The organism is Mucilaginibacter sp., assembly GCF_965201005.1.
Classification (GTDB): domain Bacteria; phylum Bacteroidota; class Bacteroidia; order Sphingobacteriales; family Sphingobacteriaceae; genus Mucilaginibacter_A.
Window position 1 is genome coordinate 3518449 of sequence record NZ_OZ241747.1, and the last position, 24467, is coordinate 3542915.

Genomic DNA, 24467 nt, shown 5'->3' on the forward strand with positions numbered 1-24467 from the left:
TGATTTATTGTACGCCGGTATGGCCGTAGCCGCCTGCACCCCGCAAAGTTTCACCCAAAACCTGCACTTGTTCCCAGTCAATTTTTTCGTGTTTGGCAATCACCATCTGCGCAATCCGGTCGCCGTGATTGATGTTAAAATCCACCTCCGAAAAATTAATCAGCAATACTTTGATTTCGCCCCGATAATCCGCATCAATTGTTCCCGGCGAATTGACAATGCCAATACCATGTTTAAAAGCTAAACCGCTTCTCGGCCTGACCTGTGCTTCAAAACCGACCGGCAACTCTATGTGAATACCCGTTGGGACGAGCAAACGCTGCATGGGTTTCAACACCAAAGCTTCCTCCAGATTGGCTTTCAAATCCATACCGGCAGCGTGTGCCGTTTCATAAGCAGGCAACGTGTTTTTTGAATGATTGATGATTTGAATGGTCATTTTTTAAGTAATAAACGAAGCTCTTTACGTTCGGTGTATAAAGCTACCGCCGTAAATAAAATTAAGAACAAGTTACCGATTATCAAATTGCGGTGGAAAACGGTGAACGATAAATAAACAATTACCACTGCTGCAACTAAATAAGCCACATTTTTTTTAAGCTGATACGGGATCGGATAATTTTTTTGTCCGAGGATATACGATAAAATCATCATCGTGGCATAAGCCAGCAGTGAAATCCAAGCGGAAGCCATATAACTGTATTTCGGGATAAAAAGCAGGTTCAAAATGATAGTTAAAATTGCGCCAACGCCGGAAATATATAAGCCGTATTTGGTTTGATCGGAAAGTTTGTACCAGATCGAAAGGTTCATATAGATGCCCAAACTTACGTATCCAAACAAAAGTATCGGCACAACTTGCAAACCCGACCAGTACAGTTTTTGTAATCCGGGTGTGCCGCCGCGGACGAAATATTTTAGCAATTCTACATTTGCAGTCAACGCAACGGCGATCAGCGATACTACAATTATAAAATAAGTCATGATCCTGGCGTAAGTTTCGCCTGCGTTTTTGTTTTTGGAATGACTGAAAAAAAAAGGTTCTGCACCGAGCCGGAAAGCCTGGACAAACAAACTTAAAAACAGTGCAATTTTGGCACAAGCACCATAAATCCCAACTTCTGTGGTGCTGATATTAGCGGGCAGAAGCTTGTCCAGCATAATCTTATCTAGGTTTTCATTAATGATGAATGATATATTAGCGATCAATATCGGCCAGCTGTACAGCAGCATTTCACCAAAAACGGTAAAATCAAACTTCAATTTCAGTTTTGATATTTCCGGCATCAATAAAAGCAACGTAAGCAAGCTGGCCATCAGATTTGCCAAAAAAACGTATCCGACCCAAAGATGCCTGTACCAGCCGGAAATCCATCCTGCACCAAAAAGATGATGCGCAATAATAAACGGGGCACCAAAAAGAAAGAAAATATTGAGACCAAAAACAAAAATGATGTTGATAAATTTTATGAGCGAGTAGCGCATCGGTTTCCCGTCTGCACGCACTTTTGCAAACGGAATAACGCAAAGCGCGTCCGTAACTAAGATAAAAATAAAGCATCGGACATAAAAAATATAATCGCCAGTATCTGTAGCGGCACTGCCTTTTAGCCAAACGGCAATGTCTTCAACAAAAAAAATAGTGGACAAAACAAACAGAAGAGCTATAAAAGCTACTGCAATAAAGGCGTTGTTGTAAATTTTTTCTTTATCGTTTTCGTGTTTGCTGAGGTAGCGGAAAAAAGTGGTCTCCATGCCAAAAGACAAGATCGCGCCGAGTAAAGAGGCCCAACTGTACAGCGTTGTAAAAATCCCGTAAACTTTTACCGATAATGCGTGGACTAATATTGGGGTGAGCAAAAAATACAGCGATCGGGAAAAGATCGTACTTAACCCGTAAACAGCCGTTTGGCCAGCAAATTTTTTTATCGTCGACAAGTTTTGAAGGTTGATTTACGCTGAACAGATTGTTACGAACCCGTTACAGCAAATTCTTTTTTACGGCTTCAAAATTACGATAGTTTTTCATTTGGCCTTCGCTGCTTTGCACGTGCTCTACGCGGGCGCGGTCTGGCCCTTCGCGGCACCAGTCCAAAAATTCGTTCAGTGCAAAATCATCGCCTTCTGCTTCTGCATAAACAGAACCGTCGTTTTCATTGCGGATAAAACCTTTAATACCCAACTGATCGGCCACGGCTTTGGTACTTTGGCGGTAAAAAACGCCCTGCACTTTGCCCGTAACTTTGATGTTGAAATGCTTTCTGACCATGCTTCTTTTATCGGTAAAAAATCAGTGCCTGTTTAAATTTTATCACAATTATTTCCCATGCTTCTTTTATCACCTAAAAACAGGGATTTTCATGATATTTTTTTCGATATGAATTTAAACATGCCCTCAGCCGCAAAGAAAAAATTTTTTGTTTAGATGAGCTTGCGGACTTTTGTTTCCGGAGTGATTTTTAATCTGTTTAAACCGGTAAGCAGGTTCAAACCCGGTGTTTTGCCAACTTCGATTGAACCTTTTTCATCTTCGATACCTAAAAACCTGGCCCCGTTTAGTGTTGCCCATTCCACCAAACATTCCAGCGAAATATCCGGAAAATGTTGTTGTAAAACCTGCATTTCTTTCAGGATAGATAGGCCTGTGTTAGAAGCCAGACTGTCCGTCCCTAACGTAATATTGAAGCCGTGATTTGTAAAAATATTCACTTTTGGCAATGCATTTTCGATGTACAGATTGGCTTCCGGGCAAAAACACCAGTTTATTTTTTTATCAAAACGACGCGTAAAATACACATCTTTCATGCTTGTAAATGTATTATGCACCATCAGCACGTTTTGGCGGTTGCTTAAAAGCGGAACGATGGACTGTAACGAATTGCGCGCCTGTGGTTTAAAAAAACCAATATCCAAACCCAATCCGTTGTAAAATTCCGGGAAATCGCCTTGTTTGTAACGGTATAACTTGTTTTCCTCGTCGGATTCCTGGTTGTGGATGGATAAAATTGAATTGTTTTTCTCGGCTTCTTTTATAATCAGCTTAAATAATTCTTTAGAAACCGAATACGGCGCGTGTGGCGTAATACTGGCGGCCATCGGTATAAACTGGTCCCGCACCAAAATTGCCTGGCTAAAAACAGCATCGGCATTTTTTGGGTCGAAGCCAAAAACCTCCACAAAATTGTGGTAATACAGTTTGCTTTTGATTTTAACGGAAGCCGTGACGGCACTGTTGGCAATATCGCCAACGGCCACAATGCCGTTTTGCCACATTTCCTCGTCGGCTTGTGCGGCTGCCTCCAGCACTTCGCCATCGTCTGCTTTGCGGTGTTGCTGCACGTTTTTGATAAAGGCAATCAAACCTTCGCCGACCGGGATTTTCCCCTTTAAATGAGAAAGTTCCAGATGACAGTGTGTGTTGATAAAGCCCGGACAAATAACGCCGCTCAGCTTTTCGGAAGCAAGATCATTAAAAGCATTTGCTTCTTTTAAAGGGGTTTTTTCCGGATCGATCACTTTTAGGATTTTCCCGTTGTTATCAACAACAATGCTCCCGTTTTTAATCGGTTCGGCCTGGGAAGTAAAGATGTAATCGGCTGTGAATTTTTTCATTTGGCAATTTTCGGCATGATAATCAATTGAAAGCCTGTTGCTTCGTTCCTTATTATTACGTAAAAAAACCAAAAAGCGAACAGTACTTCTTTTATAGTCGTATTTTTGTAAAGTGATAGCTACAGATGAAAAAATCGATATCCGGGGTTTAACGCTTGTGGGGCTTGAAAAATATTTTTCGGAAATAGGCGAAAAAAGTTTTCGTGCCAAACAGGTTTATTCCTGGCTGTGGGTGAAATCAGCAACCGATTTCGACCAAATGAGCAATCTTTCCAAAGATCTCCGTATCAAATTAAACGGGCTTTTCACTATAAATGCAGTAAAAGTACATACTTCGCAGTTTAGTAACGACAGAACGATAAAAAATTCTTTTAAGCTGTACGACAATCACTTAATTGAAGGCGTTTTGATCCCGGCCCCAGAACGGATGACGGCCTGCGTTTCTTCACAAGTTGGCTGCAGTTTGACCTGTAAATTTTGCGCCACAGGTTATATGGAGCGCAAAAGAAACCTTAATCCTGATGAAATTTATGACCAGGTAGTGCTGCTTGATCAGCAATCCAGACTCAATTACAATCACCCGCTCACCAACATTGTGTATATGGGCATGGGCGAACCGCTGCTGAATTACGCCAATGTAATGAAATCAATCGAGCGGATTACAGCCGAAGACGGTCTAAATATGGCAGCCAAACGGATTACGGTTTCTACCGCCGGCATCGCCAAAATGATCAAAAAACTGGGCGATGACAACGTAAAATTCAACTTGGCACTTTCGCTGCACGCTGCAAATGATGTGAAACGGAACGAAATTATGCCGATCAATGAGCAAAATTCCTTAAAAGCTTTGGCTGAGGCTTTGAAATATTATTATTCTAAAACCAAAAACCCGGTTACCTACGAATACATTTTGTTTGATAATTTTAATGATGAACTGGAAGATGCCGCCGAACTGGCCGCTTTTTGCAAACTTTTGCCTTGTAAAGTAAATATCATTGAATATAACCCGATTTCTTTTGCGGATTTTGTAAACACCAAAGAAGCGAAAACGGATGCTTTTGCATCATACTTAAAACGTCAGGGAATCAACGTAAATATCCGCAGAAGCAGAGGAAAAGATATTGATGCGGCTTGTGGCCAGCTGGCCGTTAAACAGCAATAATTTTTCTATTTTAGGGCGATAAAAACAGTATCGGGATGAATTTACGCCACACCTATTTTGCTGATTTTGTTGCGCTGGTTTTCCCGGAATTGTGCCAGGCCTGCACCAAAAGTTTGTACCGCAACGAAGAAGTTATTTGTACCGATTGCCTGTACAAGCTGCCTTTTACCAATTTTCACTTACAGGCTGATAACGTTGCGGCGCAAAGTTTTTGGGGGCGCGTGCCTTTGGAAGCTGTTTCGGCAATGTTGTATTTTAGCAAAGGCAGCCGTGTGCAAAACTTACTGCATCAGCTTAAATATAAAAACCGACCGGAAGTTGGCATTTATTTAGGTAAAATGGCCGCAAAAAGGTTGCTTGAAAATCCGGTTTTTGCTTCCGCGAACATGATTATTCCCGTTCCGCTGCATCCTCAAAAACAATTGAAAAGAGGTTATAATCAGAGTTTGTGTTTTGCAGAAGGATTAGCGCAAAAAATGCTGGTTCCGATAGAAAACCAAAACCTGCTTAAAATAACGAGTACCGAAAGCCAGACGAAAAAATCCAGGATTTCCCGTTATGAAAACATGAAAGAAGTTTTCTGGCTGAAAAATCCGGACCCACTCACCGGGAAACACATTTTGCTGGTGGATGATATCCTGACAACCGGCGCAACTTTGGAGGCTTGCTGTAATGTTTTACGGCAAGTTCCGGGCGTAAAAATCAGTATTGCAACCATTGCTGTAGCAGACTGATGCTGTTTTTATCGACCTAAATTTAGGTCGATAAAAACAGCATCAGTCAAACCAAATTACTAAGCTTCAGATTATTTATACAAAGGAAATTTCTTGGTAAGATGATGCACTTGATCGCGAACTTTATCAATATGCGCTTCATCATCAATATTAGTTAACACAGAATCAATCAGTTCCACAATTTTTTTCATCTGTTTTTCCTTCATGCCACGCGTAGTAACGGCAGCAGTTCCAACCCGGATTCCGGAAGTTACAAACGGCGATTTATCATCAAAAGGGACCATGTTTTTATTGGCGGTGATGCCTGCACGGTCCAGCGCGTTTTCGGCAGCTTTACCGGTTACGTTTTTGTTGCGTAAATCAATCAGCATCATGTGGTTATCGGTTCCGCCGGAAATGATGTTATAATCCAAATCCATTAAAGCTTCGGCCATTGCGGCTGCATTTTGCTTCACCTGAACGATGTATTTCATGTATTTATCGCTCAAAGCTTCACCAAAAGCGATGGCTTTGGCTGCTATAATGTGCTCCAGCGGGCCCCCTTGCGTTCCGGGGAAAACGGCCATATCTAAAACGGATGACATCATCCGGGTTTCACCTTTTGGCGTTTTCAGGCCGAACGGGTTTTCGAAATCTTTCCCCAGCAAAATCAAACCACCACGCGGGCCGCGCAAAGTTTTGTGCGTAGTAGTGGTTACAATATGGCAATGCGGAAGCGGATCCGTCAATAAACCCCTTGCGATCAGACCCGAAGGATGCGAAATATCGGCCAGCACCAGCGCCCCGATTTCATCAGCCACGCTACGGATAAAAGCATAATCCCAATCCCGCGAATAGGCCGATGCACCGCAGATAATCAGTTTGGGTTTTTCGCGGAGGGCAACTTCTTTCAGCAAATCATAATCAATCAGACCGGTTTCTTTTTTCACCCCGTAAAAAAACGGTTTATATAATTTGCCCGAAAAATTGACCGGCGAACCGTGCGTTAAATGTCCGCCATGAGAAAGATCAAAACCCAAGATTTTATCACCGGCCTGCAAACAAGCCAGCAAAACGGCTGCGTTGGCCTGCGCACCGGAATGCGGCTGCACGTTTGCCCATTCGGCATTAAACAATTGTTTAGCGCGTTCTATGGCGATCGTTTCAATCTCGTCAACTACCTCACAACCACCATAATAGCGTTTTCCGGGCAAGCCTTCTGCGTATTTATTGGTTGCTGCGGAGCCTGCCGCTTCCATCACCTGTTTGCTCACAAAGTTTTCGGAAGCAATCAGTTCGATGCCTTTTTCCTGCCGTTCCTGCTCTTCGTCTAATAATCTGAATATTAATTTATCTCTTTTCATGGTCTGCTTAATGGACGGCCGAATTTAGCCATATTTTTATCCGCAGCCTGATTTTTTTGCAAGAAGTGCGTTGCAGTTGATGCTTCTTTTATCGGCCTAAAATTGGCATGGTCAAAAAAATATAGTTTTATATTCTTTATCTTCCGAAGAAAATATAAACCAGTGCCAAACATAAAGCAGCCCTGCGCGTAGAATTTGATAATGGTTATTTAAGCAAATAATCTAATTTTGTATAGATAAAAACAGTACAGCGGCTACATGGACGTACAGGCGGGCAACCTTTTACAGCAAATTCATTCCCCTTCTGATTTAAAGAAATTTAATGAAGATGATCTTCCGGAAATTTCCCAGGAACTTAGGCAGTATATTATTGATATTGTTTCGGTTAATGGCGGCCATTTTGGGGCGAGTTTGGGCGTGGTGGAGCTAACGGTTGCACTGCATTATGTGCTAAACACGCCTTACGATCAGCTGGTTTGGGATGTTGGCCACCAAGCTTACGGACATAAAATACTGACTGGCCGCCGGGGCGTTTTTCATACCAACCGGTTGTACAAAGGCATTAGCGGTTTCCCAAAACGCACAGAAAGTGCTTATGATACATTTGGTGTGGGGCATTCTTCCACTTCCATTTCTGCGGCTTTGGGCATGGCCGTGGCTTCCAACCGGAAAGGAGAACATGATCGGCAGCATGTGGCCGTGATTGGTGATGGCGCGATGACCGGCGGAATGGCTTTTGAAGCGTTGAACCATGCCGGGATCGAGAACTCAAATTTGCTGGTTATTTTGAACGATAACTGCATGTCTATCGACCCAAATGTAGGTGCGCTGAAAGAGTATCTGACTAATATTTCTACTTCTAAATCTTACAATCGCTTTCGGGACGAGGTAAGCCATGTTTTGGCCAAAATTTCTGCTTTAGGGCCAGATGCTTTTCAAATCGCCAAAAAACTGGAAAAAAGCATTAAAGGGACGATCCTTAAAAACAGTAACCTTTTTGAGTCGCTGCAGTTCCGGTATTTTGGCCCTGTTGATGGACATGATGTAAAACGCTTAGTTAAAATTTTAAAAGATCTGCGTGATATTCCGGGCCCAAAATTGCTGCATTGCATCACCGTAAAAGGTAAAGGTTATGCTTTGGCCGAGAAAGACCAAACGGTATGGCATGCCCCGGGTTTGTTCGATAAAATTACAGGTGAAATAAAAAAACCTGTTTACGATAAGCCCAAACCGCCAAAATATCAGGATGTTTTTGGCCATACGATTATCGAACTGGCCGAAATCAACCCCCAAATTATGGGCATAACGCCAGCAATGCCTTCCGGTTCATCTTTAAATATGATGATGAAAGCCATGCCGGAACGCGCTTTTGATGTAGGCATTGCAGAACAACATGCGGTTACTTTTTCGGCCGGATTGGCTACGCAGGGCATGGTCCCGTTCTGTAATATTTATTCCAGTTTTATGCAGCGCGCTTATGACCAAGTGATCCATGATGTGGCGATACAGAAACTGAACGTCGTTTTTTGCCTGGATAGAGCCGGTTTGGCCGGGGCAGACGGACCAACGCATCACGGAGCTTATGATCTGGCTTATATGCGCTGCATTCCAAATATGGTGGTTTCTGCACCGATGAACGAGGAAGAACTGCGCAACCTGATGTTTACCGCTCAGCAGGATAATATGGGCCCGTTTTCTATCCGTTACCCGCGCGGAAACGGTGAAATGGTGAATTGGCAAAAACCGATGAAAGCCTTGCCGGTTGGCAAAGGCCGGATGATTTGCGACGGTGAAGAAGTAGCGATTTTAACCATCGGCACTATTGGAAACGAGGCGGTAAAAGCAGTAGAAAGTTTAAATTTGGAAGGAATTTATCCGGCACATTATGATTTACGTTTTGTAAAACCGCTGGACGAAGAAATGCTGCACCAGGTTTTCCAGAAATTTGATCGGGTAATTACAGTAGAAGACGGTTGTTTGCAAGGCGGAATGGGCAGTGCCGTAATTGAGTTTATGGCGGATCATGGCTATGCGGCAAAAGTAATCCGCTTGGGCATTCCGGACCGTTTTATAGAACACGGAGAGCAGCCGGAACTTTGGGCAGAATGCGGTTATAATGCAGCCTCAATTTCAACCCAAGTCAAAAAATTAGCGGTAAAAAGAGCAGCACAAACTATTGCTTCCTGATGCTTCTTTTATCGGTATAAAAACAGTGAAGCACTTTCTTCAACCTCAAAAATCATAATATAAATTGCGGAAACTGCTGCGCAGGCCAAAAGTGAACAGGGTAGTGTTATTGGTAAACAAATCGTTTGTTTCTTTGCGCAACACCGCACCTGCTTCAATCCGTAAATTATATTTTGGATTTAACATATAGGAAACCCTGCCTTCTCCATAATACAAATTGGTAGTCAGGCCCTGGCCGGTAAAAGTGCCTAAAGTTCTGGAGGCATCAGGATAGAGTTTAAAAATATCTTTTCCATAATTGGTGTTTATAAACGGATCTAAGCCATAATGCCCAAAATCTGCCTGCCCATAAAAGTTAAACCGCCCGATCGCGTAATTTAAAATGCCAACTACTTCACGAAAATTTGCACCAAACGGATGTGCAAGTGGTTCTGTATTATGCGCATAATTTATCAATGAATTTACTTCCGTGTAAGTATATGGTTTGGCGTTATTAATTTCCAGCAGATAATTAAGGTTTTTTATGTTGAACACATCGGCACCACGAACACCCAACTGCCAGGCATATTTATTACGATAGCTTCCGTTACTCGAAAAAAAATCTTTTGCCTGAAACTCGTCTAAAGCAAACTGACCATAAAATGCAGCTTTATCAACAAACTTATATTTTCCGGTAAAACCGATCAGGGCGTTATCACCGGAACCATTATTAGCTTCGAGCGGGCGCAGGAAAACAAACGGATTGATGTAATTATAATCAAAACCGCGCTTATTCCCCAGATCATCTTTATCACCCCAAATTACCGAATCAAAAAAACCGAGCGATACTTTATTGCTCACGCTCCAATCCAGGTAATGAAAAACAGCCCATTTGCGGCGGTAATCATCCTGGTAAGAAAACTTTGTGGCCAAAGGATCCTGCATGTAAGCCCACATTGCCATATACCGTACATTGCCCAAAGTAGCGGTTAGTTTGAAAAAGGGATAATTGGAAGCATAGTCAGACAGCAAAACCGACCGGTAGCCATCCCCGATGAAAGTTTTATCCTGACCTAAAGCAATATTAAGATATTTGTTCGGCGTATAAGAAAGTAACGCTGTGGAGTATGAATAATCGCTGGTTCGTTTGCCATAACTCCTGTCATAAGCCTGGCCGGGCACAAAAAATATTTGGCTGATAGCATTTTTATCAATATACCTGTTGATATAATCTGCAAATACAGCCTGGTTTTCATATCCGCTGGTGTAAAAATAAAACTTGCTGCCAATGGTGCCGCCAACCTGGTAGCCGCGTGTGTTTAACCAGGTTGTTTTATGGTTGCTGAAATCACGGCCAATGTTAAAATCCGGTAAAAAATCAACAAAAGCAGTAAAATCTTTCTCTTTAATATCAACCAAATGTTCCTGAAATAATTTGCGGTGCAGCCAGCTTCTTTTACCGATAGAATCTACACCGGCATTCATCAGGGTTTGATATTGCTGACTGATGAGCGGATCGTCCACCAAAAACGGCTTCATCGAACTGTGAAAACGGGATTGATTGGAATATACGCTCGAATCCAGCTTTTGGTAAAACTGATATGCGTAAGGCAGATAAACAGATTGTGCCCGTGCGGCTGAACCGATATAAAATATAGTTAGTAAAAGAAGTATTTTTTTATTCATGCCGATGGCGTTGTGATTATACTGAGCGGTTTTCAGACTGAATTTTATACGATAAAAACAGCATACTGTTTACCTGCCTTTATACGTTGCAAATATTAAAATTATAACAGTAAAGAAAATTATTTTTCGGATTGATTAAGGGCGGCAATCTGTTCTTCCAGTTCGCGATACCATATTGCACCGTATTTTCTGATCAGCGGATCTTTTAAAAACTGGTAAACGCTCACTTTTAGCTCATTACCGAAAGAACAGGCCGGACTGCAAATGCTCCATCGATCATAAAACAGCACATCAAACTCCGGGTATTTGGTGATGCGGATAGGATATAAATGGCAGGAAATCGGTTTTTTCCAAACAGTTGCACCGGCTTCGTATGCTTTTTCTATGGCACATTTTGTAATGCCGTTTTCCCAGGTTACGTATGCACATTCTTTGTTTCCATCCACGCAGGGCGTAGTATAATCGCCATCAAAATCAACTACCGAAGTACCCACCTGCTCAATGGTTTCAATGCCTTTGGCCGTCATATAAGGTTTTACTGCCGGATAAATTTCCGCCAAAACGTTCAGTTCATCCAGGTTTAGCGGTGCGCCAGAATCCCCTTCAACGCAACATGCACCTTTGCACCGGTTTAAATTACAAACAAAATTTTCATTGATTACATCCTCATGCACCAGAGTACCCTTAACTTCAATCATCATTTTTACTGGTTTAAAGGATATTTCAGCCCGCTTGCTTTTGTAATTTCCAGCGTAACGGTGCCTACCAAAATTTCTACCTGCGCTTTTACAGGTATGCGGTTGCCATCATTTGTAATCCACAGGTATAACTTACTATCTTTCCGAAAGATGCGGCCCGGTAAAATGGAAGGGCAAAATTTCAGACAGTTAAAAGTACCCAAATCGCAGGTAACATCTTCTTTTCCAACATAAGTAATGCCCAAAGTTTCAATTTTTTTTTCGGAAAAGTATTGTAATTTTAATTCATCTCCTGGTTTTATTTTTGTCAGGTCCAGGTTTCGGGCAAAATAGTAAGCAGAAGGAAGATCAAAAACTTGCCCTTTAAACGGAAAAGTACCGGTTTGTGCCGTAATCTTCTTGTTTTCATAATCAAAACTTACTTTATCACTACGCCGGTACTTGCCCTCACGGCGGTTTTCTGTATAGTAATAAGGCAGTGTAGTAATACGGTCTATAAACGATTCGTACCGATTTCTGACCTTAAAAAATATATCAAAACTACCAGACGTTTTTCCATCAATCACAATATGATAAGTGGGTTTTCCTTCAAACTTGATCCCGCTCTCTTCTATCTTTAAATTAGCTTCTGCGGCAGAGAAAATCCCGTATTTTAAGCGATAACTCAGCTGCTCACCGTCTTTAAAAGCTAAAGTACTTTTTCGGACTAAATCCTGGGCAAACACAAATTGGTGTGTTAAAAACAGCAATATTGATGCACTCCATAATGTTTTTAGCATAAGCAGCAGCCTGAAAAATTGATTTTTAAACGAGTTCTTTACGTTTGTAAACGGGAACGGTGGAGCAAGGTTCGCCGTATAAAATACTTTTTACAACGGATGTCAGGCGAAATGCCAGGCTTACATAAGCAGATTCGGGCACAGCAATATCGCCGCAACCTTTAATCACCATGCGCTGGTCCCGAAATTTTTCAATATCTATTTTGTTGATCGCTTCTTCAAACAAAACCGTTTCCAACGTATCCAAATCACCAAAAACTACCTTTTTAGCAATGCCGGAAAGTTTGTTGGCCAACAGCATATAAGCCCAGGTTGGTACAATTGCATCTGCAGAACAGGTTATGGCCACAAATTTATCCTGATATTGCTGCCAATCGTGTTGTTTGATAAATTCCCTGAAATCTTTTTCCCGCAGCATCAAACCCATAAACAGGTTGTCTTTTACGTCATACAAAACGCGTTCTCCTGCCGGATAAAGACTTGCCGGATCAAAAGTGACCAAACCACTTTGGGCAACTTTGTTAACAATGTTTTCCTGAATATCCATAGCCCAAAAATAAAAAATCCGGAAACCAATAACTGATTTCCGGATGTAAAATTACAATACGTTTAGCCTAAAAAAACTTGGCACGGTAATCTTTTACATTGGCTTTATCTTTCAACACATTAAAAACATCACCGTCCACACGCTGCAATGCTGCCTGGTCAAATTGCTGCCGGTTTTTTAAACCGTTGGCCATTGCCGGCGGATTGTTAAAACTATCAACCACAAAAACGTAAACGCCGCTTTGGCCTTCAACCGGTTTAGAAATTTTGTGCAGTGGCGAACCGAAAATAGAACCGATCACCTTGTTTTCCTGATCCAGGCCCGGGATAATCGGATTGGCAAAAACCACGTTTTGTACCGGCATAACTTTAGCACCAACGGCTGCAGCAATTTTATTTAAGTCTGATGCTTCTTTTACCGCATTAAATTTCTCTTCCAGTTTTTTAGCTTTCACCTGATTGCGGACAGCCGGTTCAATTTGTTTTTTAACCAAATCCAAAGCAAGCGTCCCTTTTGGTTTGATGGCTTCCAGTTGTGCCACCACGTATTGCGTGCCTAATTCAAAAACCTGATTGGAAACATCGCCGGTTTTGGCCCCGTAAGCCCATTTTACCACATCGCGGGCACTTTCCAAACCATTTAAGGTTGATGCGTTAGCGTTTACATCATCGGCCGTCATCTGTTTTAATTTTTCAGCCTTAACTGCCTGTGCAAAAGAACCGCCGGAAGCTTTGCTCAAAAATGCCTGTGCCTGTGCATAAGCGGCAGATTGTGTTTTGCTGCTTGGCGTTAAAGGTTTATCTACAACAGCTACTTTTACTACTTTGGATGAGCCTTTCTGCTCTTCGATTTCAATTAAATGTACACCAAACTGAGAAGTAACAATTTTTAAATCGCCTTTTTTGCCGGTAAAAACAGCATCTTCAAAAACCGGGACCATTGCGCCGCGGGCAAACGTGCCCAGCTCGCCGCCTTTGGCCGCAGAACCATCAACCGAATAAGTTTTGGCCAGTTCGGCAAAATCTTTTCCGCCCTGTATCAGTTTTTTCAAAGAATCTGCCTTGGCCAAAGCCTTGTCAACGCCACCAACAGCAGTCGGATTGATTAAAATATGGCGGGCTTTTACAGAATCCGGCCCAACTTCAACATTAACCAATTTTGCAATTTTGTAAGCACCGTTGGATAAATAAGGCCCGTAAACAAAGCCCGGTGCTGCATTGAACATTACAGAATCCAGTGCCGGGTCCAATTGTCCTTTTTTCTGATAAACCAGCGGAGCAGGCGTTGCTGCGTTTATCGCTACAAAAAGAGAATCATTTTTAGAGGTTTTTAAGCCATCCAAAAGTTTGTTGATCTGCTCTTTTGCAGCAGCCGTATCCGCTTTTGATGGCGCAGCGTTAAAAACAACGTAGTTTAAAGTCCGTAGTTCTTCCGGGTTTTTAAACTCGTTTTTATGCGCATTGTAATAAGTATTGTAATCGTCATCAGTCAGTTTAATTTGACTATCTGGGATAGAACTGTAATCCAGGGTAACATAGTTAAAGTTGACTGTTTTATTGCGTGCTTCGTAATCTTCTTTTGCTTCCAGAGAGTTTACATATAAACCGTTTTTGATCATTGAAAGGTATTTCTCTGATTTTTTGCCTTCAATAATCTGGTTTACAAAACCTGCCCACTGCGCTTTGGTTGCCGGATCTGCTTTGGAAGAATTGATGTTCTGCAAAAAACCCATTAACTGCTGGCGGTCAAACTGCCCGGTTTCGCGGTTAGTAAATGCCTGTACGATTTGTGGGCTCGGGCTGCTGCCCTGCACTAAAGATACACTTTCGTTATCGCCAACGGTCAAGCCCAATTTGGCAATTTGTTTTTGCAAAATGATCTGGCTGATTTGCTGGTTCCAGGTAGATTGCTGCACGTAGCTAACCATCTGCGGGTTCATGCTTTGCTGGCCGGATTGCTGCTTGAAATTTTGCATGTTCTGATCCAGTTTGGCGGCATATTCATCATAATTGATTTTATCACCGTTCACTTCGCCAATTGTGGTACGGTCGCCGTTCATAAAAGAACTCCCGTAGTGCACTACTTCACCAATAATAAACGCAAAAAGTGCCAAACCGATCACAACCACCAGGATTGTGCCCATCCGGTTCCGCAGAAAACTCATTATACCCATAAAAAAACTTAATATAAATACTTAAAAAAGAGGGCGCAAGATACAAATTTTATAAAAAACCGATACATGAAATTGCACTGTTTGTTTTTAAAAAATTTACGGCGCGATACCCTGGTTAACGTTTAATTTACCAGTAGCCTGAAGAAACTCAGGACTGCTTAAATCTTCATTACAGCGGAAAGTGCTGCCGCTGATAGTGTTACCGTCTGACCGGGTTAAAGTAGAAAACTGGTTGGAGTAAAAGCGTTTTGCATTCTGGTCCCAGATCAGTTCTTCAGATTTAAAAGTATCACCTTTATCATTTACTACCACTACATTGCGGTGCAGTTCAATCACTTTGTTCAGGTTTTTGGTGATGGCATATTCCGCAGTAACCGTACTGATTATTTTTTGATGCAGGTCAAAAAAATCAATGTGCACACCTTTGGGCATTTCGTAATACGGCTTTACTGTTTTTGTCTCGGTATAATTGAGCATAATCGGTGCCGTCATCCGGGCTTTTACCTTGGCCGAATCACTGTAGATCACATCTACGCCAATAGTGGTTTCTACCGGTTTGTTTACTTCTTTGCTGGATATTTGCTGCACTTTTTTCAGATCATTCTCACAAGCCGAAAAAAACACCGGTAAAAGAAGCATCAGCCATTTTAATGTTGTTTTTTCTAAAAAAAAAGGCCGCTGCATCAGTTTTTAATCAAACTTGTATTTCCTGAACCAGGTATCGTTCAGCAAAAAACTAAACCTGAAGTTTATAAAGTTTTCTTTCACCAAATTGTTGACCAGCGTACCGCGCTGCCCAAACTCTGCAGTAAAATTTACCTTGTAAAAAGCAGTACGGCTTTGCGAGCGGATGGGTAAGCCTAAGCCCAGCGTAAATACGTTTTCGTTTATGTCCGTTGCCGAAGTACGCACGTAAGTTTTATTATACTGATAGCCCAAACGGTAATCCATTACTGCAAAATAACTGTTTAAAGCGTTTATGTTTGGGGTGATCTGGCCGCCGATATGGTAAGATTCGGTATTGTTTAAACCCTGATTTACGCCATCGATCGTCATTTGCGACCAGTTGCCCCGGCTATAATCGGCACCAACCAGATAATGTCCTTCTTTTTGGTAAGAAACACCAAAATGCTGCACCAGTGGCAAAGCAATTTTAGTATTGGCACCCTGGCGGATGTAAGTAGTGTCCGAAGCAGTGGATTCTGTTGTCCCATCTGCTAAATACTGCGTAGAAACATACTTATTGGAAGAAGTAATGGTTGATTTTAACGTTCCGGAATAACCAAACACAAGTTTTGAAGTGGTTGATAAATCAAATTGATATTGCAAACCGTAATCATAGCTCAAACCTTTTACACTTTGGCTTTGCTCAATCCGTGTATTAAAAGAAGTAAGATAATAATTCGGGATTTCTACCGAACGCGTTTGGCGCAGGTTTCCAAAAATATAACTTACGTTAAAACCCAGGTTTAAATGCTTGAACAGGTTAAAACCATAGCCTAAATAAGCTTTTGACAAACCGCCTTCGCCACCGTAAACGCTGTTGACGGTATTGGTATCGATTTTGGTTACCTGCTTGAAATTGTAACCTAAATCACTATAAGGCAGCAACCCGAAACTTAAAGCCGATGTTCCGCGGGTAATCGGGATGCCAAAAGCAAGATGGTTCAGCCTGAAATCTGAACCGGTTTGCCGGGCAGAGCTGTTTTGCAAAGTATTGATGGTTGCATAAACCCCAACATCAATCGTGGTTAAGCCAATGGCCGAATAGGATGCCGGGTTGAGCAGATTAATGTTGCTGTAACCGCCAATGGTGCGCACGCCTGCTGCAATACCGCCCATGCCAATGTTTTGCGGCAAACTTTGCTGCTGCAAAAGCCCTAAGCCAAAGCGGGAATATGGCGAACTGGTGGTGGATTGTGCCGAAGCCGAAATGGCCGAAAATATAATTAAAAGTAAGAGTAAGCTTTTTGTACGATTGATCATTCTTGCTGATGTATAACTGCGTTTAATCCTTTTAAAACCAAGTAGGGTTCGGGTTTAACGTAAGCGGCAAAGATGCTGCTTTTTAAATGAGTATCAAAAAAATTAAGGTCGCCGCCGGTAAGCAAAATATTGGTTTCGGGCTGATGATTGATCTGCCTGTGCACAAAACCTTCTGCTTCAAAACACAAACCGTTTTGCACGCCGGATAAAATAGCTTCCTGTGTATTGCTGCCAAAATTGTGGTCAAAACCGGTTTCTGGGCCAACCAAAGGCAACTTTTTAGTAAAAAATTTTAAAGCTTTAAAACGCATTTTCAAGCCTGGCGATATGCTGCCGCCATAATAATTCCCACCGGCATCAACCGCATCATACGTTACGCAAGTTCCGGCATCGATGATCAGGTTGCTGTTTTTAGGGTATAAAAAATGTGCCCCAACAACGGCTGCCAATCTATCCAAACCTAATTTTTCGGGATTTTGATAATGGTTTTTTATTGATTTTGCCATCTGATACTGAAACCGAAACGTTTTCAACTGCTTTTCCAACAACGTTTCCCACAAAAAAATTTTGCTTTGTACAGAAGAAATAATGGCGTTTGCAGGGTTAAATCTATTCAGCATCCGGTTTAAAAGTGCTTCGGATATTTGCCGGTAACGCTGTGTCCACAACATATTTTCTGCTTCAAAAACAGCAACTTTTATAAAACTGTTGCCGATATCAAACACCAAACTGGCCATCAGGCGTTGGCAACCGATAAAATGGATTCAAAAATGGCCAGTCCGTCTTCGTTTGCCAGCAAACTATCTGCAGCACGTTCCGGATGCGGCATCAAACCAAAAACATTACGGCTTTTGTTGCAAACACCGGCAATATTTTCTACCGAACCATTGTAGTTGGCTTCGTCAGAGTAGTTGCCAGCCGCATCACAATAACGGAACAGGATCTGATCGTTCTGTTTTAACGCTTCAATGCTGTTTTTATCGGCATAAAAATTGCCTTCGCCATGCGCCACCGGAATTTTTAAAGCGCTGTTTAAATCGATTTGGGAAGTAATCAACGAGTTGTTGGTCTGCGCTTTAAGATAAGTATTATGGCAGATAAATTTTCGGTTTTTGTTATGCAGCAAAGCTCCGGGAACCAGTCCGGCTTCGGCCAGGATTTGAAAACCGTTGCAGATGCCGAGCACGTAACCGCCTTTATCGGCAAAACGGACTACCTCCTGCATGATGGGCGAAAAACGGGCAATTGCACCGGAGCGCAAATAATCCCCGAAGGAAAAACCGCCCGGCAAAACGATAAAATCCGCGCCTTCCAGATCATGGTTTTTGTGCCATAAACGAACTACCTGCTGCCCCATAATTTTTTCCAGCACGTAAATGATGTCTTCGTCACAATTGGAACCAGGGAAAATAACCACTCCGAATTTCATCCTACAAAACTAACAGAACGCTTTAAAAACCAACCTATAAATACGTTAAAAATTGTTAAACTGAAAGTACAGAATACCGATCAGTAACAACAGGTACAGGCTTTCGTAAATCCATTTTTTGTGGGCATATAAGAAATAATAGGCGGTAAAAACAGCAACCGGCATGGCCAGAAGCAGGAAATGGCTGAAGCTGAAATCGGTTTTGATGCAGCAAGCCAGCGCAACGATGAGCAGGATAAACAGCAGCGTTTGGAAGGTTTTGCGCACCACGACCATGCTTTTTAAAAAATTGCTTTGCAGGCGGAAAAGCGACAAAATAAAAATCAAAACCAGCGGAACGAGTACCAGAAAACGATATGGCCATGCTGTTTTTATCACCGGAAAATCAGCATCGAAAGCAAGAAAAAAGGTATGAAATGCCGCGGTATGATCTGTGCAGTAATAGTAAACCGACAGAAAGAAAAAGATGGTTAAAACGCCCATGATGGCCGAAACCCACTCGTGCCAGTTGAACGGGCGAAAGATGAGCAGCGCAATCCAGATAGCCAGGAACAGCACGATGAACGGGAAATAAATTAAAGTGCCGATGCCGACCAGCAGACCCAAATCGTAAGCGGTTGAAGTAGCTTCTTCGGTTTTGTACAAATCCAGGATTTTTTGCAGCATCCAGATGAGCAGGAAATTGCAGACCAGCGGCGCGCTTATCATCAAAAAAGAAGTAAACAAAGCCGTAACCGTTACATAAAGCAAGGCCGGCAGAAATGAGGGTTTGCCCAGCAAATTGTTTTCGTTGATGATGTAATTGAACCACAAAGCCTGCAACAAAACCAAAATCGCCGACCAGAAAAGGTTGCCCGTATCTGTAAAATTTCCTGCGGGAGGAACGATCAAAAGCCGCGAAAAAAGACCTGTAAAAGAAGCATCAGCATGTGCCGGGAAATGAATCAATCCGCCAAAACGCGTTAAAAAAAGCAGCACTGCCAGCCATAAAATATTCAGGGGGTTTGAGGATCGGAAAACCTGGATCATGCAATGCGCTTTGCCACAATATTAACAGAAAAACGGTACAAGCCGAAAATTAACGTTGTTTGCCGTATTTGGAAACCAAACCGGCCACAATCTGCGTGGTTTCATCGGGGAAATTGACGTTGATTTTTTCGGTAGAAGCAATCCAGTTTTTAACATTTTCAACAAAGCTTTCGTCGATTTTTTGCTGCACCGAAACGCCCAGTCCTGCAGCGGCAAGCGCGTTGCATTGCTGTTCGTACTGGCCTTTCATCGGGATCATCATCAGTTTTTTGCCCATAAACAAAGCTTCCGCCGGGCCTTCAAAACCGCCGCCGGTCAGCAAACCGGCAGCTGCCGCCAAACTTTTATTAAAAGCCTTATTATGAATAGGTTGCACCCAGATATTTCCTTGCCGGTATTCGGTTTTGGTATGTTTGGAAAAGATTTGCCACGATGCTTCTTTTATGGCACCAAAATACTTCAGCAAAAATTCATCCGCATAAGCCGGCAAATAAACGCTGTAATGGCCCAGGTTTTGGGTTTCCATGTTCCGGATTTCGCTGCGGATGACCGGCGTACGGATAAAATCATCATAACGCTCAAAATGAAAACCTACGTGATGCCTGGCGGGCGCGTAATACTTAAAAAGCCACTCGGCATAATTCCAGCTTTTTGGCCGGGGCGTTTTGGGGGAAATGAATGCGCACTGATGGCTTAACGAAACCGATTCCAGCTTTTGCAGTTTGCAGGCCCAGGCGGCAACCGGCTCAAAATCGTTGATGATCAAATCGTATTTTTTAAGTGGCAACGTGCGCACATCGCGCAGCAAAGCCCGCAAATTCATGGTTTTATAGGTTTTGATATAATCCACACCTCCCCGTTTCCCAAAAACAAAACTGAAACCATGTAATTGATATTTAAGTGGTTGCGAAAGGGAAACATCGGCTTGTGTACCGCTGATCAGCAAATCCAGCTTGCCGTATTGCTGCAGCAAAGGCACGATTTCGCGGGCGCGGCTGATGTGTCCGTTGCCGGTTCCCTGGATGGCGTACAAAATTTTCATGCGGTAAAAACAGCGTGCAAATTAGGAAAACGCTTTGGAAGATAGCTGTAAACCGCGACTAAAACTATTTCTACAAGCAGCTTTCAAAAAAAGTATTGGTAAAAACAGCTATTCGTCGTCCTCGTCTTCGTTCACGCTCAGTTCAAACGGGCTGAGGTAAAACAGGAACAACAGCAAAAACAGAACGCTCCAGGCAAGCAAATGAAAGTACTCAAAATCCATAACTATTTTATCAATTGCAAGTTCTGACTGCAAAATGAACTGAAAGTTACGCGAACGTTAAAAAAATAATTTAGTTGCTTTTTTAATTGCGATACTGTTTTTACCCCTATAAAAACAGCATCAGCTCGTTTAAATGTTGGATTTGTGCAGGCACATTTGCCGGTTTTTCGGCTTTGTTTGGGTTGAAATAAATGGCATCGATACCAAAATCCAACGCGCCATAAACATCGGCTTCCAAGCTATCGCCGATCATCAAACTTTGGTGTTTTTGTGCACCAGCGGTTTGCAAAGCATGTTCAAAAATTTTCGGATCGGGTTTGTTTACGCCGATCACTTCCGAAATAAAAATATGCTTGAAATACTGGCCCAGGTTGCAAAGCCTGATTTTCATCTCCGTAGATTCTTTAAATCCGTTGGAGATGACGTACAAAGAATACTTTCCGCTTAAATATTTTAAAACTTCGTGTGCTTCCGGGAAAAGGTTAAGTTTTTGGGGCGATAACTGCACGTAATCTTCCTCAAAACCTGTTGGGATTACAGCTTCATCCAGCCCAAGTTCTAAAAAAGTATGTTTAAAACGGGCTTCGCGCAACGCTTCTTTGCTAATTTTTCCCAAATGATATTCTGCCCAAAGCCGGTGGTTATTGCGCGTATAAGTTTCGATAAAAACATTCGGCGAAGCCAAACCCAAACCGGATAATTTATGCTGTAAAAACAGCTCGTGCAGGGTTTCTTCGGCGTTTTTGTCAAAATCCCAAATGGTATGGTCGAGATCGAAAAAGATGTGTTGGTAAGGCATTTTAAATAACAATTTTATATCGATAAAAACAGCATCAAACCTTTTCGCCAAAACTTAAATCGCCGGCATCGCCCAAACCCGGAATAATATACGAATAACTGTTCATTTCCTGATCAACAGAACCGACCCAAATATGCGCTCTGGGCAAGTTTTCCTGCACATGTTTTAAGCCTTCTGCGCTGGCAATTACGGCAGCGATATGTAGTTCTTTTAGCTGATATTTTTCCTGTAAACGCTTGCAAACCTGCACGATACTTTGTCCGCTGGCCAGCATCGTATCACATATAATCACGGTTTGGTTGGTTAAATCCGGACTCGAAATATGTTCCAGTTGGATGGTGAAATCATGATTTTCATCTGTTTTGCGGTAAGCCGTAATAAAAGCCGAAGCAGAACGGTCAAAAAAATTCAAAAAACCCTGATGAAATGGCAAACCAGCGCGCAAAATCGTAGCCAAAACAGGTTGTGTTTTGGTGAGGTTTACTTTGGCAATCCCGAGCGGCGTTTTTACTTCTGCTTCCTGATATTCCAGTTTTTTGCTGATCTCGTAAGCCAAAATCTCACCCAAACGAACCTGGTTGTTGCGGAAACGCTGCGGGTTTTGCTGCGTGTGGATGTTGCGCATTTCGGCAATAAAGCGGTTGGCCACCGAGTTGGTTTGATCAAGCTGAAAAATCATGCAGCGAAAATAATGCTTTTTTTATGGGATAAAATTTTGGGCGATAAAAGAAGTATGAGTTGTTCTTATCTCAAATGAAGAGAGAAATCTTTGTCAAATTTTGTTTTCTTGTGCGTTCTTTTTGCTTGATCAAAAAGAACCAAAAAATCAAGAATGCCGGATTGCTTCCGGGCGGCATTCAACCCTGCGCGCCTGGGTGGCTACCTTTCTGATTTTCTTTGCAGCGTGTTATAATAGGAAACATCGGCATAAACAATCCTGACAAAAAACAAACACCTAAAAGCTACACTTTTTAGCATTTAAGCCTATAAATCCCTACTTTTATCCTTCCAATGGATTTCAAATTAACCTCTCAATATAAACCTTCCGGCGATCAGCCCGAAGCGATCCGGCAGCTGGTGGACGGCGTAAATAACGGCGATAATTATCAGACTTTGCTTGGCGTTACCGGCTCTGGCAAAACGTTCAGCATTGCCAACGTGATCCAGCAAACGCAGAAACCAACGCTGGTTTTAAGTCATAACAAAACGTTGGCGGCGCAGCTTTACGGCGAGTTCAAGCAGTTTTTTCCGGAAAACGCGGTCAATTATTTTGTTTCCTACTACGATTATTACCAGCCGGAAGCGTTCATTCCTTCCTCCAACACGTATATCGAAAAGGATTTGCAGATCAACGAGGAAATCGAAAAATTGCGTTTGCGCACCACTTCTGCCCTGATGTCCGGCCGGCGCGATATTATTGTGGTTTCCTCCATTTCCTGCATTTATGGCATGGGGAACCCGGAAGATTTTTCTAACTCCGTTTTCCGGTTTGCGGTTGGAACGCGAATTACTAGAAATGCTTTTTTGCATCGTTTGGTGGAGATTTTATACGCACGGACGACAGCCGATTTTAAGCGCGGAACTTTCCGGGTAAAAGGTGATGTTGTCGAGATTTATCCGGCTTATCTGGATTACGCCTATCGCATCAATTTTTATGGTGATGACATTGAAGAGTTGAGCACGTTTGATGTTTCCAACGGAAAAACTTTGGATAAAATGGAAAACATGGTCGTTTTTCCTGCCAATCTTTATGTGGCGCCACGCGAACGTTTTCAGCAATCGGTTTGGGCAATTCAGGAAGAACTGGAAACGCGCAAAAAGCAATTTAACGAAGATGGCCGCTTTATTGAGGCCAAACGTTTGGAGGAAAGGGTAAATTACGATCTGGAAATGATCCGCGAACTGGGTTATTGCTCCGGAATTGAAAATTATTCCCGTTTTTTTGATGGCCGCCAACCGGGAATGCGCCCGTTTTGTCTGCTGGATTATTTTCCGCAGGATTATTTGATGGTGATTGACGAAAGCCATGTTACCGTTCCGCAAGTTCGTGCCATGTACGGCGGCGACCGTTCACGCAAAATCTCGCTGGTAGAATATGGTTTCCGTTTGCCTGCGGCGATGGACAACCGTCCGCTAAACTTTCAGGAGTTTGAAAGATTGGCACCGCAAACTATTTATGTAAGTGCCACGCCAGGCGATTTTGAACTGGAAAAATCGGAAGGTGTGGTAATTGAGCAGGTAATCCGGCCAACTGGTTTGCTGGATCCGGTGATCGAAATCCGCCCGGTGATCAATCAGGTTGATGATTTGCTGGAAGAAGTTGACCAGACCATTAAAAAAGGCGATCGGATTTTGGTGACCACATTGACCAAACGTATGGCCGAAGAACTGGCCAAATACATGGACCGACTTAACATCAAATGCCGTTATATCCATTCGGAAGTAAAAACTTTGGACCGCGTAGAAATTTTGCGTGGTTTGCGCTTGGGCGAATTTGATGTGTTGATCGGTATTAATCTCCTGCGGGAAGGTTTGGATTTACCGGAAGTTTCGCTCGTTGCGATTTTGGATGCCGATAAAGAAGGTTTTTTACGTTCTGAACGCTCTTTAATCCAAACTATTGGCCGCGCTGCGCGGAATGATCGTGGTAAAGTAATTATGTATGCCGATAAAATTACGGATTCGATGCAAATCACGATTGACGAAACCAACCGCCGCCGGGATAAGCAGATCCAGTATAATTTGGAACACGGTATCACCCCGAAAACCGTTGGTAAATCCCGTGAGGCGATCATCGAACAGACTTCGGTAATGGATTTTAAAGGCGGCGTGCAGCAGGCTTATGTAGAGCAGGATGTGGCAGATAATATTGCGGCCGATCCGATTGTGCAGTACATGAGCAAAGCCGAACTGAAAAAAGCCATTGACAATACCAAAAAAGAGATGCTAAAAGCAGCAAAAGACATGGACTTTTTGGGCGCGGCCAAACTACGTGATGAAATGTTTGCACTGGAAAAAATGATGACCGAGAAATTTTAGGTGATAAAAACAGCATCGTAG

General features: G+C 42.6%; 22 protein-coding genes. 4 read left to right on the forward strand and 18 right to left on the reverse strand.

Annotated features, from left to right (window positions below):
• Nucleotides 1-4 precede the first annotated feature (4 nt).
• The 4 genes from dut to ACOFKR_RS16015 all read right to left on the reverse strand — a co-directional run bounded on the left by dut (nt 5) and on the right by ACOFKR_RS16015 (nt 3612).
• The gene (gene dut / locus ACOFKR_RS16000) at nt 5-439 is read right to left on the reverse strand and encodes a dUTP diphosphatase (protein ID WP_419801803.1); all 435 of its coding nucleotides are present in this window, start codon (nt 437-439) and stop codon (nt 5-7) included.
• Nucleotides 436-1938: a lipopolysaccharide biosynthesis protein gene (locus tag ACOFKR_RS16005; protein ID WP_419801804.1), complete on the reverse strand. Its 1503-nt coding sequence runs from the start codon at nt 1936-1938 to the stop codon at nt 436-438. The genes dut and ACOFKR_RS16005 overlap by 4 nt, the downstream gene beginning before the upstream one ends.
• Nucleotides 1939-1981: 43 nt before the next feature.
• Complete coding sequence (locus ACOFKR_RS16010) at nt 1982-2269, reverse strand: acylphosphatase (protein WP_419801805.1); 288 nt, start codon at nt 2267-2269, stop codon at nt 1982-1984.
• A gap of 152 nt (nt 2270-2421) precedes the next feature.
• On the reverse strand, nt 2422-3612 hold the full coding sequence (locus ACOFKR_RS16015; protein ID WP_419801806.1) for an amidohydrolase family protein: 1191 nt from the start codon (nt 3610-3612) through the stop codon (nt 2422-2424).
• Between the two features lie 115 nt (nt 3613-3727).
• Here ACOFKR_RS16015 and rlmN point away from each other — a divergent pair, with 115 nt between their 5' ends.
• Together rlmN and ACOFKR_RS16025 are read left to right on the forward strand one after the other, a co-directional pair.
• The gene (gene rlmN, locus ACOFKR_RS16020; RefSeq protein ID WP_419803654.1) at nt 3728-4774 is read left to right on the forward strand and encodes a 23S rRNA (adenine(2503)-C(2))-methyltransferase RlmN; all 1047 of its coding nucleotides are present in this window, start codon (nt 3728-3730) and stop codon (nt 4772-4774) included.
• 35 nt (nt 4775-4809) lie between these two features.
• Nucleotides 4810-5508: a ComF family protein gene (locus tag ACOFKR_RS16025; protein ID WP_419801807.1), complete on the forward strand. Its 699-nt coding sequence runs from the start codon at nt 4810-4812 to the stop codon at nt 5506-5508.
• Between the two features lie 71 nt (nt 5509-5579).
• On the opposite strand, the gene glyA is transcribed toward ACOFKR_RS16025, so the two are convergent.
• The gene (gene glyA, locus ACOFKR_RS16030; protein WP_419801808.1) at nt 5580-6851 is read right to left on the reverse strand and encodes a serine hydroxymethyltransferase; all 1272 of its coding nucleotides are present in this window, start codon (nt 6849-6851) and stop codon (nt 5580-5582) included.
• A 258-nt stretch (nt 6852-7109) separates the two neighbouring features.
• Between glyA and dxs the strand changes: the two genes are divergently transcribed.
• Nucleotides 7110-9038 (forward strand): 1-deoxy-D-xylulose-5-phosphate synthase, encoded by a 1929-nt coding sequence (gene dxs, locus ACOFKR_RS16035; protein WP_419801809.1) that lies wholly within the window; start codon nt 7110-7112, stop codon nt 9036-9038.
• Between the two features lie 45 nt (nt 9039-9083).
• On the opposite strand, the gene ACOFKR_RS16040 is transcribed toward dxs, so the two are convergent.
• From ACOFKR_RS16040 to upp, 13 genes are all read right to left on the reverse strand, one after another.
• Nucleotides 9084-10703 (reverse strand): gliding motility protein RemB, encoded by a 1620-nt coding sequence (locus ACOFKR_RS16040; RefSeq protein WP_419801810.1) that lies wholly within the window; start codon nt 10701-10703, stop codon nt 9084-9086.
• A 119-nt stretch (nt 10704-10822) separates the two neighbouring features.
• Complete coding sequence (locus ACOFKR_RS16045; RefSeq protein WP_419803655.1) at nt 10823-11401, reverse strand: DUF3109 family protein; 579 nt, start codon at nt 11399-11401, stop codon at nt 10823-10825.
• A 5-nt stretch (nt 11402-11406) separates the two neighbouring features.
• Nucleotides 11407-12180 (reverse strand): DUF3108 domain-containing protein, encoded by a 774-nt coding sequence (locus ACOFKR_RS16050; protein ID WP_419801811.1) that lies wholly within the window; start codon nt 12178-12180, stop codon nt 11407-11409.
• A 25-nt stretch (nt 12181-12205) separates the two neighbouring features.
• Nucleotides 12206-12727 (reverse strand): DUF2480 family protein, encoded by a 522-nt coding sequence (locus tag ACOFKR_RS16055; protein WP_419801812.1) that lies wholly within the window; start codon nt 12725-12727, stop codon nt 12206-12208.
• 67 nt (nt 12728-12794) lie between these two features.
• On the reverse strand, nt 12795-14900 hold the full coding sequence (locus ACOFKR_RS16060) for a peptidylprolyl isomerase (RefSeq protein WP_419801813.1): 2106 nt from the start codon (nt 14898-14900) through the stop codon (nt 12795-12797).
• A gap of 96 nt (nt 14901-14996) precedes the next feature.
• Complete coding sequence (lptC, locus tag ACOFKR_RS16065; protein ID WP_419801814.1) at nt 14997-15584, reverse strand: LPS export ABC transporter periplasmic protein LptC; 588 nt, start codon at nt 15582-15584, stop codon at nt 14997-14999.
• A 6-nt stretch (nt 15585-15590) separates the two neighbouring features.
• Nucleotides 15591-16886: a hypothetical protein gene (locus ACOFKR_RS16070; RefSeq protein ID WP_419801815.1), complete on the reverse strand. Its 1296-nt coding sequence runs from the start codon at nt 16884-16886 to the stop codon at nt 15591-15593.
• Nucleotides 16883-17623: a type III pantothenate kinase gene (locus ACOFKR_RS16075; protein WP_419801816.1), complete on the reverse strand. Its 741-nt coding sequence runs from the start codon at nt 17621-17623 to the stop codon at nt 16883-16885. The genes ACOFKR_RS16070 and ACOFKR_RS16075 overlap by 4 nt, the downstream gene beginning before the upstream one ends.
• Nucleotides 17623-18315, reverse strand: coding sequence for a phosphoribosylformylglycinamidine synthase subunit PurQ (gene purQ / locus ACOFKR_RS16080; RefSeq protein WP_419801817.1), 693 nt, complete (start codon nt 18313-18315; stop codon nt 17623-17625). Before purQ ends, ACOFKR_RS16075 begins: the two co-directional genes overlap by 1 nt.
• 45 nt (nt 18316-18360) lie before the next feature.
• On the reverse strand, nt 18361-19344 hold the full coding sequence (locus ACOFKR_RS16085; RefSeq protein WP_419801818.1) for a DUF6427 family protein: 984 nt from the start codon (nt 19342-19344) through the stop codon (nt 18361-18363).
• Between the two features lie 49 nt (nt 19345-19393).
• The gene (locus tag ACOFKR_RS16090) at nt 19394-20386 is read right to left on the reverse strand and encodes a glycosyltransferase family protein (protein ID WP_419801819.1); all 993 of its coding nucleotides are present in this window, start codon (nt 20384-20386) and stop codon (nt 19394-19396) included.
• 328 nt (nt 20387-20714) lie between these two features.
• Nucleotides 20715-21407, reverse strand: coding sequence for a YjjG family noncanonical pyrimidine nucleotidase (locus ACOFKR_RS16095; protein WP_419801820.1), 693 nt, complete (start codon nt 21405-21407; stop codon nt 20715-20717).
• Between the two features lie 34 nt (nt 21408-21441).
• A complete protein-coding gene (upp, locus tag ACOFKR_RS16100) occupies nt 21442-22086 on the reverse strand; it encodes a uracil phosphoribosyltransferase (RefSeq protein WP_419801821.1) in 645 nt (214 codons plus the stop codon).
• A 332-nt stretch (nt 22087-22418) separates the two neighbouring features.
• Here upp and uvrB point away from each other — a divergent pair, with 332 nt between their 5' ends.
• A complete protein-coding gene (gene uvrB, locus ACOFKR_RS16105) occupies nt 22419-24446 on the forward strand; it encodes an excinuclease ABC subunit UvrB (protein ID WP_419801822.1) in 2028 nt (675 codons plus the stop codon).
• Nucleotides 24447-24467 lie beyond the last annotated feature (21 nt).

What these genes read in the sequence shown, in the direction of transcription:
- dut (WP_419801803.1), bottom strand. Translation starts at nt 439, where the DNA reads ATGACCATTCAAATCATCAATCATTCAAAAAACACGTTGCCTGCTTAT.
- ACOFKR_RS16010 (WP_419801805.1), bottom strand. Translation starts at nt 2,269, where the DNA reads ATGGTCAGAAAGCATTTCAACATCAAAGTTACGGGCAAAGTGCAGGGC.
- ACOFKR_RS16015 (WP_419801806.1), bottom strand. Translation starts at nt 3,612, where the DNA reads ATGAAAAAATTCACAGCCGATTACATCTTTACTTCCCAGGCCGAACCG.
- ACOFKR_RS16025 (WP_419801807.1), top strand. Translation starts at nt 4,810, where the DNA reads ATGAATTTACGCCACACCTATTTTGCTGATTTTGTTGCGCTGGTTTTC.
- glyA (WP_419801808.1), bottom strand. Translation starts at nt 6,851, where the DNA reads ATGAAAAGAGATAAATTAATATTCAGATTATTAGACGAAGAGCAGGAA.
- dxs (WP_419801809.1), top strand. Translation starts at nt 7,110, where the DNA reads ATGGACGTACAGGCGGGCAACCTTTTACAGCAAATTCATTCCCCTTCT.
- ACOFKR_RS16040 (WP_419801810.1), bottom strand. Translation starts at nt 10,703, where the DNA reads ATGAATAAAAAAATACTTCTTTTACTAACTATATTTTATATCGGTTCA.
- ACOFKR_RS16045 (WP_419803655.1), bottom strand. Translation starts at nt 11,401, where the DNA reads ATGATTGAAGTTAAGGGTACTCTGGTGCATGAGGATGTAATCAATGAA.
- ACOFKR_RS16050 (WP_419801811.1), bottom strand. Translation starts at nt 12,180, where the DNA reads ATGCTAAAAACATTATGGAGTGCATCAATATTGCTGTTTTTAACACAC.
- ACOFKR_RS16055 (WP_419801812.1), bottom strand. Translation starts at nt 12,727, where the DNA reads ATGGATATTCAGGAAAACATTGTTAACAAAGTTGCCCAAAGTGGTTTG.
- ACOFKR_RS16060 (WP_419801813.1), bottom strand. Translation starts at nt 14,900, where the DNA reads ATGGGTATAATGAGTTTTCTGCGGAACCGGATGGGCACAATCCTGGTG.
- lptC (WP_419801814.1), bottom strand. Translation starts at nt 15,584, where the DNA reads ATGCAGCGGCCTTTTTTTTTAGAAAAAACAACATTAAAATGGCTGATG.
- ACOFKR_RS16070 (WP_419801815.1), bottom strand. Translation starts at nt 16,886, where the DNA reads ATGATCAATCGTACAAAAAGCTTACTCTTACTTTTAATTATATTTTCG.
- ACOFKR_RS16075 (WP_419801816.1), bottom strand. Translation starts at nt 17,623, where the DNA reads ATGGCCAGTTTGGTGTTTGATATCGGCAACAGTTTTATAAAAGTTGCT.
- purQ (WP_419801817.1), bottom strand. Translation starts at nt 18,315, where the DNA reads ATGAAATTCGGAGTGGTTATTTTCCCTGGTTCCAATTGTGACGAAGAC.
- ACOFKR_RS16085 (WP_419801818.1), bottom strand. Translation starts at nt 19,344, where the DNA reads ATGATCCAGGTTTTCCGATCCTCAAACCCCCTGAATATTTTATGGCTG.
- ACOFKR_RS16090 (WP_419801819.1), bottom strand. Translation starts at nt 20,386, where the DNA reads ATGAAAATTTTGTACGCCATCCAGGGAACCGGCAACGGACACATCAGC.
- ACOFKR_RS16095 (WP_419801820.1), bottom strand. Translation starts at nt 21,407, where the DNA reads ATGCCTTACCAACACATCTTTTTCGATCTCGACCATACCATTTGGGAT.
- upp (WP_419801821.1), bottom strand. Translation starts at nt 22,086, where the DNA reads ATGATTTTTCAGCTTGATCAAACCAACTCGGTGGCCAACCGCTTTATT.
- uvrB (WP_419801822.1), top strand. Translation starts at nt 22,419, where the DNA reads ATGGATTTCAAATTAACCTCTCAATATAAACCTTCCGGCGATCAGCCC.